6 protein-coding genes and 1 rRNA gene are annotated in these 11,391 nt (G+C 56.5%); 6 read left to right on the plus strand and 1 reads right to left on the minus strand.

All coding sequences use genetic code 11. The features are described 5' to 3' along the window. The first annotated feature begins 165 nt into the window (after positions 1–165). The 5 genes from rrf (at position 166) to aceK (ending at position 6,378) form a co-directional block, all read left to right on the plus strand. A 5S ribosomal RNA gene (gene rrf, locus ABIB18_RS06365) occupies positions 166–281 on the plus strand. A gap of 179 nt (positions 282–460) precedes the next feature. Beyond that, on the plus strand, positions 461–1,390 hold the full coding sequence (metA, locus tag ABIB18_RS06370) for a homoserine O-acetyltransferase MetA (protein ID WP_031375546.1): 930 nt from the start codon (positions 461–463) through the stop codon (positions 1,388–1,390). A 261-nt stretch (positions 1,391–1,651) separates the two neighbouring features. After that, positions 1,652–3,250, plus strand: a complete 1,599-nt coding sequence (gene aceB, locus ABIB18_RS06375) for a malate synthase A (RefSeq protein ID WP_316554489.1) — start codon at positions 1,652–1,654, stop codon at positions 3,248–3,250. A gap of 17 nt (positions 3,251–3,267) precedes the next feature. Next, positions 3,268–4,569: an isocitrate lyase gene (gene aceA / locus ABIB18_RS06380; RefSeq protein WP_031375545.1), complete on the plus strand. Its 1,302-nt coding sequence runs from the start codon at positions 3,268–3,270 to the stop codon at positions 4,567–4,569. 60 nt (positions 4,570–4,629) lie between these two features. Next, on the plus strand, positions 4,630–6,378 hold the full coding sequence (gene aceK / locus ABIB18_RS06385; protein WP_354473849.1) for a bifunctional isocitrate dehydrogenase kinase/phosphatase: 1,749 nt from the start codon (positions 4,630–4,632) through the stop codon (positions 6,376–6,378). On the opposite strand, the gene iclR is transcribed toward aceK, so the two are convergent. After that, entirely contained in the window at positions 6,353–7,183 is an 831-nt protein-coding gene (iclR, locus tag ABIB18_RS06390; RefSeq protein ID WP_069729427.1) for a glyoxylate bypass operon transcriptional repressor IclR, read from the minus strand. The genes aceK and iclR overlap by 26 nt on opposite strands. 193 nt (positions 7,184–7,376) lie before the next feature. On the opposite strand from iclR, the gene metH reads away from it, so the two are divergent. Further along, positions 7,377–11,060: a methionine synthase gene (metH, locus tag ABIB18_RS06395; RefSeq protein ID WP_139807892.1), complete on the plus strand. Its 3,684-nt coding sequence runs from the start codon at positions 7,377–7,379 to the stop codon at positions 11,058–11,060. Positions 11,061–11,391: the final 331 nt, after the last annotated feature.

An 11,391-nucleotide genomic window follows, 5' to 3' on the forward strand; every position in this document is an offset into this window, starting at 1 on the left:
CCGGATGTGTAAGCGCAGCGATGCGTTGAGCTAACCGGTACTAATGACCCGTGAGGCTTAACCTTACAACGCCAGAGGCGTTTTGAGAGACGAAAAGATTTTCAGCCTTGTTCATAACGGATTGAGCCGTGCGGCCCCTGGAGGCGGCGCGGACAACAGAATTTGCCTGGCGGCTGTAGCGCGGTGGTCCCACCTGACCCCATGCCGAACTCAGAAGTGAAACGCCGTAGCGCCGATGGTAGTGTGGGGTCTCCCCATGCGAGAGTAGGGAACTGCCAGGCATCAAACCAGTGAAGAAGCCCCGCACGAAAGTGCGGGGCTTTTTTACGTCTGCGATTTGCCACTTTAAGCTGAAACATTTTCATTTTCTGCATGAAACCTCGACATTACAGGACCACCAGGCTAATGTTGGGCATCCAGATGTCTAAACGTTTATATGGTTGTAAGAGGTGAGCAGGCTATGCCAATCAGGGTTCCCGACGAATTACCGGCAGTGAATTTTTTGCGTAACGAAAACGTCTTTGTGATGACCTCGTCACGCGCCAGTGTTCAGGAGATCCGTCCGCTTAAAGTGTTGGTACTGAATCTGATGCCGAAAAAGATCGAAACGGAAAATCAGTTCCTGCGCCTGCTCTCAAATTCACCGTTACAGATCGATATTCAGCTGTTACGCATCGACAGCCGGGAGTCACGTAACACGCCGACTGAGCATCTCAATAACTTCTACTGCAATTTTGAAGATATCCAGCACGACAACTTTGATGGCTTAATCGTGACAGGTGCTCCGCTGGGACTGGTCGACTTTAATGATGTGGCGTACTGGCCACAGATCCAGCGCGTGCTGCACTGGGCCAAAGAGCATGTTACCTCAACGCTGTTTGTCTGTTGGGCAGTGCAGGCGGCGCTTAATATTTTGTATGGCATTCCAAAGCAGACCAGGCATAACAAGCTATCAGGTGTCTTTGAGCATCAGATATTGCATCCGCATGCCTTACTGACCCGCGGATTTGATGATAATTTCCTGGCGCCGCATTCACGTTATGCTGATTTCCCGACGCAGTTGATTACCGATTATACCGATCTGGAATTATTTGCTGAATCGGAACAAACCGGTGCCTACCTGATGGCGAGTAAAGACAAACGACTGGTGTTTGTTACCGGTCATCCTGAATACGATGCGTTGACCTTATCGGGTGAATATCACCGTGATTATGAAGCCGGCCTCAATCCTGAGGTGCCTTATAATTACTTCCCCCAGGATAATCCGGCACTGCCACCGCGTGCCGCCTGGCGTAGCCACGGTAATCTGCTGTTCTCTAACTGGCTTAACTACTACGTCTATCAGATCACACCGTTTGATTTACGCCGCATGAATCCGACTCTTGAATAGCGCCGGGATATCCTCAACTGAACCGTGTTAGCCGCTGGCGACACGGTTTTTTTTCACCTGAAATTGACGGTGAAAACTGTTCCCTTAGAAAATAAAAGTTTAACTACTTTAAAAACAATCGGATGGATAATTTATTCCAATAAAATGGAAATAGTTTTTGATTTAGAAAATTAAATGAATATGCTCTGATCCTGTAGTTCACAAAACAGTCGATCCGGGGATCCGCGTTATTCGATCCTCTGAATACAGGAGAGCGCCAGCATGACAGATTCTGTAATCAGCCATACCCTGACCTTCAGCCAGCCCTTTAACCATGCCGAACAGCAGTTGCTGACTGCCGAGGCGATTCTGTTTTTAGATGCGCTGGTTACGCGCTTTGCCTCACAGCGTGACGCGTTACTGACGGCCCGCCAGCTGCGACAGCAACAGTACGATCAGGGTTATCTGCCCGACTTTGATATGGAAACAGCTTCCATTCGCGCTAGTGAGTGGGCAATCCGTTCGATTCCGGAAGATTTGAAGGATCGTCGGGTCGAAATTACCGGTCCGCCGGATCGCAAAATGGTGATTAACGCCCTGAATGCGAATGTAAAAGTGTTTATGGCAGATTTTGAGGACTCGCTGTCACCGGAGTGGAATAAGCTGATGGAGGGGCAGTTGACCCTGCGTGAAGCGGTACAGGGCACCCTGAGCTATACCAGCGATGCCGGCAAAATTTACCAGCTGCGCGCCGATTCAGCCGTGCTGATGTGTCGGGTGCGCGGCCTGCATCTATCGGAAAAGCATGTCAGCTGGCAGGGCAATCCGATTCCCGCCGGGCTGTTTGATTTCGCGCTCTATTTCTTTCACAACGTTCACCCGTTGCTGGCGAAAGGCAGCGGTCCCTATTTCTATCTGCCCAAAACCGAAAGCTGGCAGGAGGTCGCCTGGTGGCGTGAGATCTTCAGCTTCAGTGAGGATCGTTTCGATCTGCCGCGCGGCACTATCAAAGCCACGGTACTGATAGAAACTCTGCCGGCGGTCTTCCAGATGGATGAGATCCTGTGGAATCTGCGCGATCACATCGTTGGCCTTAACTGTGGGCGCTGGGACTACATCTTCAGCTATATCAAAACGCTGAAACAGCATGCGGATCGGGTACTGCCGGATCGCCAGTCCGTCACCATGTCTCAGCCTTTTCTGGACGCCTATTCACGCCTGCTGATCAAAACCTGTCATCGGCGCGGCGCGTTTGCGATGGGCGGCATGTCAGCGCTGATCCCGAGTAAAGATCCGGCGCGTAATGCCTGGGTGCTGCAACGCGTTACGGAAGATAAGCAGCGCGAAGCGAACAACGGTCATGATGGCACCTGGATCGCCCATCCCGGTCTGGCGGACACCGCGATGGCGGTATTTGATGCGGTGCTGGGCAACCGGCTTAACCAGCTATCGGTCACACGGGAAGAGGATGCGCCGATCGACGCGACCACGCTGCTGGCGCCCTGTTCCGGTGAACGCACTGAAGCGGGTATGCGCGCCAATATTCGCGTAGCGCTGCAATACCTTGAAGCCTGGATCAGCGGCAACGGCTGTGTGCCGATTGATGGCCTGATGGAGGATGCCGCCACGGCAGAGATTGCCCGCACCTCAATCTGGCAATGGATACGTCATCAGCAAACCCTGAGCAGTGGTCAGCAGGTCACCGCTGAACTGTTCCTGCGCTGGCTGAACGAAGAACTCCATCTGTTGCAGCAGAGCCTGGGCGAAACCCGGTTCAGTGCCGGTCGCTATGGCGAAGCGGCACAGCTGATGGCGCAAATCACCACCGAACGCGAGCTGGTCTCATTCCTTACTCTGCCGGGCTACCGCCTGATCCCCTGACTCTCGGAGACATTGCCATGACACGTACTCAACAAATTCAGCAACTCGAGCAGCACTGGCAGCACCCGCGCTGGGAAGGCATCACCCGTCCTTACAGTGCGGCAGAGGTGGTAAATTTGCGCGGCTCGGTACAGCCCGCCTGCACTCTGGCCCAGCGCGGTGCGGAAAAACTGTGGGCGCTGCTTAACGGAGACGCGAAGAAGGGTTACATCAATAGTCTGGGCGCGTTAAGCGGTGGGCAGGCATTACAGCAGGCAAAGGCCGGTATAGAGGCGATCTATCTCTCTGGCTGGCAGGTGGCTGCCGATGCCAACGTGGCGGGACAGATGTACCCGGATCAGTCGCTCTATCCGGTTAACTCGGTACCTGAAGTGGTGACGCGCATCAATCAGACCTTTCAGCGCGCCGACCAGATTCAGTGGTCCAGCGGGATTGAAGCGGGTGACAGTCGCTATACCGACTTCTTTCTGCCGATCGTTGCCGATGCCGAAGCGGGATTCGGCGGCGTGCTGAATGCGTTTGAGCTGATGAAAGCGATGATTCAGGCGGGAGCGGCGGCCGTTCACTTTGAAGATCAGCTGGCGGCGGTGAAAAAATGCGGTCATATGGGCGGTAAAGTGCTGGTACCGACGCAGGAAGCGATACAAAAACTGGTGGCTGCCCGGCTGGCGGCCGATGTCATGGGCGTGCCCACGCTGCTGCTGGCGCGTACCGATGCCGATGCAGCCGATTTGATTACCTCAGACTGCGATGAATACGATCGTCCTTTCATCAGTGGCGACCGCACTGCAGAGGGGTTCTTCCGCACCAATGCCGGTATCGAGCAGGCGATCAGCCGCGGTCTGGCTTATGCCCCTTACGCTGACATTCTGTGGTGTGAAACCTCGACGCCCGATCTGGCTATGGCGCAGCGTTTTGCCGATGCCATCCACGCCCGCTATCCCGGTAAATTGCTGGCCTATAACTGTTCGCCATCGTTCAACTGGAAAAAAAATCTCGACGATCGCACCATCGCACAGTTTCAGCAGGCGCTCAGCGAGATGGGCTATCGCTTCCAGTTCATCACGCTGGCCGGGATTCACAGCATGTGGTTCAACATGTTTGACCTGGCTCACGCCTATGCGCAGGGCGAGGGCATGCGCCACTATGTTGAGAAAGTGCAGCAGCCTGAATTTGCCGCGCGCGATCGCGGTTACAGCTTCTCATCGCATCAGCAGGAAGTGGGCACCGGCTATTTTGATCGGGTCACCACCACCATCCAGGGCGGTAAATCGTCGGTGACGGCGCTGACCGGTTCGACTGAAGAGCACCAGTTCTGAGTAAATCCCTGACAGTCTCCTGCCCGGCTGTTCGCGGGCGGGCTTTTATCGGAGCTGATTATGCCGCCACGCGAATCGCTGATTGCGCACACCATCCTGCAGGGCTTCGACGCACAATATGGCCGCTTTCTCGACATCACGGCCGGAGCCCAGCAGCGCTTTGAACAGGCTGAATGGCAGGCGGTGCAGCAGGCCATGAAAGCAAGAATCCATCTCTACGATCATCATGTCGGGCTGGTCGCCGATCAGCTGCGGGTGCTGAATGGTGCAGCCTGCTGGGATAAGGCGTTCTGGCTACGGGTAAAGAGCCAGTATGAAAGCTTATTGCCTGGCTATCCGCGCTATGAAATTGCAGAGAGTTTCTTTAATTCGGTCTACTGCCGGCTGCACGGTCATGCCGATTTGCAGCCAGAACGGCTATTTATCTTCAGTTCTCAATCACCGTCAGCACAGATAAGTCCGTCGCGGCCGCTGGCGCGCGGCTATCAGCCACAGCAGGGCTGGCAGGCGTTGATCGGACAGGTGCTGCGTGATTTACCGTTAACCTTGCCATGGCAGCATCGCGAACGTGATATCGGCTGGATTGTGCGCCACCTGCAGACGCAGTTTCCGCAGCTGGAGCAGGGCTGGCTTGAGGTCAGTTGCGAACTGTTTTATCGCAATAAAACTGCATGGCTGGTGGCGCGTCTGCACCTGCCGGATGCCATCCATCCCTGTCTGTTGCCGATTCAGCGCAGCGCGGCGGGCGAACTGTGGATCGATACCTGTCTGACCGATGTGGATGATGCCAGTATTGTGTTTGGTTTCGCCCGCGCGTATTTCATGGTTTATGCGCCGATGCCCGCAGCGCTGGTGGCGTGGCTGCAGCCGATTCTGCCAGGCAAAACGCTGGCCGAACGTTATATGGCGATTGGCTGCCAGAAGCATGGCAAGACCGAAAGTTACCGCGAATACCTGCAGGCGCTGGAACAGAGTGAAGCTGAATTTGAGATCGCACCTGGCATTCGCGGCATGGTGATGCTGGTCTTCACGCTGCCTGGCTTTGATCGGGTGTTTAAAGTGATTAAAGATCGCTTCGCGCCGCAAAAAGAGGTAACGGAGGCCCAGGTGCGCGCCTGCTATCAGCAGGTTAAAGAGCACGATCGCGTCGGACGAATGGCGGATACTCAGGAGTTTGAGCAGTTCGCGCTGCCGCTGGCGCGTATCTCGCCTGAACTGCTGGCCGAACTTAACGCCTGCGCGGCGGAGAAGCTGAAGATTGAAGGCGACCGGCTGATCATTCGGCACCTGTGGCTCGAACGCCGCATGCAGCCGCTTAACCTCTATCTGGCGCAGGCCAGTGCCGAACAACGGCGTCAGGCGATTGAGGAGTATGGCAATGCTATCCGGCAGCTGGCGGCGGCGAATATCTTCCCGGGCGACATGCTGTTTAAAAACTTCGGCATAACCCGCCATGGCCGGGTGGTGTTTTACGACTACGATGAGATCCGACCGATGCAGGAACTGCACTTCCGTGAGGTGCCGGCCGCGCGCTACGAAGAGGATGAACTCAGCGCCGAACCCTGGTACAGCGTCGGGCCGGACGATGTATTTCCGGAAACCTTCCGTTATGCCCTATGCAGCGACGCTGCCATCGGTGCTTTGCTGCTGGAACTGCATCCGGAGATTTTTGAGGCCCGCTGGTGGCGAGCCCAGCAACAACGCATTGCCGGGGGACACGTGGAAGAGGTGATTGCCTGGCGGCAGGCGCAGCGCTTCTGCGTGCGCTACGCGACGGAGGCAGTCAGCGACCACTGTACGCTAGCGTGACCTGACGCGCTTCACGGATCACCAGCGCACCCAGTTCGGTAATGCGATCGTCGGTCATCCTGGCGATCGGACCGGAGATGGAGAGGGCCGCAAACGGCTCGCCGTGTTCGTCATAGATCGGTGCTGCAACACAGCGCAGTCCAAGCGCATGCTCTTCATCATCAAACGAGAAGCCCGCTTTACGCACCTGCGCCAGATTCTCTTTCAGGCTCTGCGGCGACATCAGGGTCTTCGGCGTGTAGTAATGCAACCCTTTCTGATGCAGCAGCGTCGTGACCTGCTCATCGCTGAGATGGGCCAGAAACGCTTTGCCGGCTCCCGACGCGTGCATGGGCAGCTTGCCGCCAATTGGTGCGGACATGCGCATCAGCTGGGTACACTGCACCTGATCGATGATCACCGCCTGATGATCGCTGAGATCCAGCACCGCCAGATTAACCGTCTCGCCCGAGGCGTCCATCAGGCTGCGCAGTACCGGATGCACCAGCGCCAGCAGATTGCGACTCTGCAAGAAGCTGCTGCCCACCACGAAGGCATGTGCTCCGATGGTCCACAACCCCAGATCGCCCACCTGGCGGACAAACCCCTGCTGCTGCATGGTGCTGAGCAGGCGATGAGTCGTGGAGTTCGGCAAACCTGCCTGCTGTGCCAGTTCGGTCAGCGCCACGCTGCCGTGGGAATCGGCAATCAGCTCCAGCAGTGTCAGGCCGCGGGTCAGGGATTGCACCTGGCCACCCGCGGGTGCGGCAGTGGCGGCAGTGCCGCGAGGTTTTTTGCCGCGCTTAACGGGAACAGGCGTCGCCATGATCAAATCTCCTTAGGAATGTGGAAATCATTTTCGTTTTAATCACGCGCTTTGCAAATGCTGGTTTTCTGGTCAGACCTGTTCATGGCCGACCTGAAAATGTCTCAGCTAAGGTTGCTTTGTTGGTTAACCCGCTTATGACAGAATGACTAGCAGCTATTTCAGCCAGCAGATTGACGTGGGTGGGCCATCAGTGAGCAATAAAATCGAAGCGCTACATCAGCAGCTCGCACAACGCATTATGGTGTTGGACGGCGGTATGGGTACCATGATCCAGAGCTATAAGCTGGATGAGCAGGATTTTCGCGGCAGCCGTTTTGCCGACTGGCCCTGCGATCTTCAGGGCAATAACGATCTGCTGGTATTGACTAAACCAGCGGTGATCCGCGAGATCCACGACGCCTATCTGGCTGCCGGTGCCGATATTCTCGAAACCAATACCTTTAATGCCACCACCATTGCGATGGCGGATTACCAGATGGAAGCGTTATCGGCCGAGATCAACTACGAGGCCGCCCGTCTGGCGCGCGTCTGCGCCGATGAATGGACGGCAAAAACGCCGGATCGCCCACGCTACGTCGCGGGCGTGCTGGGGCCGACAAACCGTACCTGCTCGATCTCGCCCGATGTTAACGATCCCGCCTACCGTAACGTCACTTTTAATCAGCTGGTGGACGCCTACCGCGAATCGACCCGTGCGCTGGTGGAAGGCGGCTGTGACATCATCATGATCGAAACGGTGTTCGATACCCTGAATGCCAAAGCGGCGATCTATGCGGTCCAGACCGAGATGGAAGCGCTCGGCGTGACGCTGCCGCTGATGATTTCAGGCACCATCACCGATGCCTCCGGCCGGACACTCTCCGGCCAGACCACCGAGGCCTTTTACAACTCCCTGCGGCACGCTGAACCACTCTCCTTTGGCCTTAACTGCGCCCTCGGACCGGACGAGCTGCGTCAGTATGTGGCGGAGCTGTCGCGCATCGCCGAGGGTTACGTCACTGCGCACCCGAACGCTGGTTTACCCAATGCTTTTGGCGAATACGATCTGGATGCGGAGCTGATGGCGCAGCAGATTGGCGAATGGGCGACTTCGGGTTTTCTGAATATTATCGGTGGCTGTTGCGGGACCACACCGCAGCATATCGCCGCCATGGTGGCGGCCGTTGAGGGCGTTGCTCCGCGTAAGCTGCCGACGATCCCGGTTGCCTGTCGTCTGGCCGGTCTTGAGCCGCTCAACATTACCGCAGAATCGCTGTTTGTTAACGTCGGCGAACGGACCAACGTTACCGGTTCAGCCAAATTCAAACGGCTGATTAAAGAAGAGAAATATAACGAAGCGCTGGAAGTAGCGCTGCAGCAGGTTGAAAGCGGTGCTCAGATCATCGACATCAACATGGATGAAGGAATGCTCGACGCCGAAGCGGCGATGGTGCGCTTCCTGAATCTGATTGCTGGTGAGCCGGATATTGCCCGCGTCCCGATCATGATCGACTCCTCAAAGTGGGAGGTGATTGAAAAAGGGCTGCAGTGCATTCAGGGTAAAGGCATCGTTAACTCCATTTCGATGAAAGAGGGTGAAGCGGCCTTTATTCATCATGCGCGCCAGGTCCGCCGCTACGGTGCGGCGATGGTAGTGATGGCATTTGATGAGGTGGGCCAGGCGGATACCCGCGCCCGTAAGATTGAGATTTGTCGCCGCGCCTATCGCATCCTGACGGAGCAGGTCGGTTTCCCGCCGGAAGATATCATCTTCGACCCCAACATTTTTGCGGTGGCGACCGGCATTGAAGAACACAACAACTACGCGATGGATTTCATCGGCGCCTGTGAGGATATCAAGCGCGAGCTGCCACATGCGATGATCTCCGGTGGCGTCTCCAACGTGTCGTTTTCATTCCGCGGCAACGATCCGGTGCGCGAAGCGATACACGCGGTATTTCTCTACTACGCCATCCGAAAAGGCATGGATATGGGCATCGTCAACGCCGGCCAGCTGGCGATTTATGACGATCTGCCGGCGGAGCTGCGCGATGCGGTAGAAGATGTGATCCTCAATCGCCGTGATGACGGGACCGAGCGGTTGCTGGATCTGGCGGAAAAATACCGTGGCGGCAAAAGTGACGGTGCTCAGGAAAAACAGCTGGCCGAGTGGCGCAGCTGGGACGTGGTGAAGCGGCTGGAATATTCGCTGGTCAAAGGCATCACCGAATTCATTGAGCAGGATACCGAAGAGGCGCGCCAGCAGGTGCCGCGTCCGATAGAGGTGATCGAAGGCCCGCTGATGTCCGGCATGAACGTGGTTGGCGATCTGTTTGGCGAAGGCAAGATGTTCCTGCCGCAGGTGGTGAAATCGGCGCGGGTAATGAAGCAGGCGGTGGCTTATCTGGAGCCCTTTATCGAAGCCAGCAAAGAGGCGGGGCGCAGCAACGGTAAAATCGTGCTGGCCACGGTCAAAGGCGACGTTCACGACATTGGAAAAAACATCGTTGGCGTAGTGCTGCAGTGCAACAACTACGAAATTATTGACCTCGGCGTGATGGTGCCGGGCGAGAAGATCCTGAAAACGGCGCGTGAAGTGAATGCTGACATCATTGGCCTGTCGGGCCTGATTACGCCGTCGCTGGATGAGATGGTCAATATGGCGAAAGAGATGGAGCGTCAGGGCTTCACTCTACCGCTGCTGATCGGCGGCGCGACCACCTCTAAAGCGCATACGGCGGTCAAAATTGAGCAGAACTACAGCGGTCCGACGGTCTACGTGCAGAACGCCTCACGTACCGTAGGCGTGGTCTCTTCACTGCTTTCCGCCACGCTGAAAGAGGATTTTGTGGCGCGGACCCGTAAAGAGTACGAAACCGTGCGTATTCAGCATGCGCGCAAAAAACCGCGCACCCCGCCGGTATCGTTGCAGGTGGCCCGCGACAACGCCACCTCGATTGACTGGCAGAGCTATACGCCGCCGGTGCCGCATCGTCTCGGGGTCAGTCAGGTCGAGGCCAGTATTGAAACGCTGCGCAACTACATTGACTGGACGCCGTTCTTCATGACCTGGTCGCTGGCTGGCAAGTATCCGCGCATCCTGGAAGATGAGGTGGTCGGAGAAGAGGCACAGCGCCTGTTCGCCGATGCGAATGCGATGCTGGACCAGCTAAGCCAGCAGGCACTGTTGAAACCGCGCGGCGTGGTCGGTATTTTTCCGGCTAACCGGGTCGGCGATGACATCGAGATCTATCGCGATGAGCGCCGCAGTGAGTTACTGGTAGTGAGTCATCACTTACGTCAGCAGACCGAAAAAACCGACTTCGCCAACTACTGTCTGGCGGACTTTGTCGCACCTAAATCAAGCGGTAAAGCGGACTATCTCGGTGCCTTCGCGGTGACCGGCGGACTGGAAGAGGATGCGCTGGCGGAGGCGTACGATCGTCAGCATGACGACTACAACAAGATCATGGTGAAAGCGCTGGCTGACCGTCTGGCTGAAGCCTTTGCGGAATATCTGCATGAACGCGTGCGTAAAGTGATCTGGGGATTTGCGCCCAACGAAAACCTGAGTAATGAAGAGCTGATTCGCGAAAATTATCAGGGCATACGGCCAGCGCCAGGCTATCCGGCCTGTCCCGAGCATACTGAGAAAGCGGCGATCTGGACCTTGCTGGATGTGGAAAAGCAGACCGGCATGCAGCTGACCGAATCCTTTGCCATGTGGCCAGGCGCGGCAGTCTCAGGCTGGTATTTCAGCCATCCTGACAGTCGCTACTTCGCTGTGGCGCAGATTCAGCGCGATCAGGTGGAGGATTATGCGGCGCGTAAAGGGATGTCAGTGACCGAGGTCGAGCGCTGGCTGGCACCAAATCTCGGCTACGACGCAGACTAAACAAAAAAGCGGCCTGATGGCCGCCTGAGGTTGTTACACAGTCTGGCCCGGTCAGCAGTGAAATCGAGCCAGCGCAGGATACACGGTCAGATCGGAAAGGCGCTAAAGCCAGTCCCTGGCCGCTCGGCCCGCACAATACGTACCTCATCCCTGAATTGCGCCCGTAGCCGGGCCAACGCTTTGCATTGTTCAAAAACGCTCCCGGCGTTTTTATCCGGGCAGCGGGACGCTTTCCTCTTCTGACCGCGTTCCCTGCGCATTGAGCTTAGGTGCTGCGGCCAGCTTCACCCTGATTCGGCTTTTCAGCGTCTGAAGCGTTCAGAGGGCCGTC

The organism is Pantoea sp. UYEF8 (genome assembly GCF_040546285.1).
GTDB lineage: Bacteria > Pseudomonadota > Gammaproteobacteria > Enterobacterales > Enterobacteriaceae > Pantoea > Pantoea brenneri.

Excerpts from the sequence above, each read along its gene's own strand:
- metA (WP_031375546.1), top strand. The coding sequence starts at position 461 with ATGCCAATCAGGGTTCCCGACGAATTACCGGCAGTGAATTTTTTGCGT.
- aceB (WP_316554489.1), top strand. The coding sequence starts at position 1,652 with ATGACAGATTCTGTAATCAGCCATACCCTGACCTTCAGCCAGCCCTTT.
- aceA (WP_031375545.1), top strand. The coding sequence starts at position 3,268 with ATGACACGTACTCAACAAATTCAGCAACTCGAGCAGCACTGGCAGCAC.
- aceK (WP_354473849.1), top strand. The coding sequence starts at position 4,630 with ATGCCGCCACGCGAATCGCTGATTGCGCACACCATCCTGCAGGGCTTC.
- iclR (WP_069729427.1), bottom strand. The coding sequence starts at position 7,183 with ATGGCGACGCCTGTTCCCGTTAAGCGCGGCAAAAAACCTCGCGGCACT.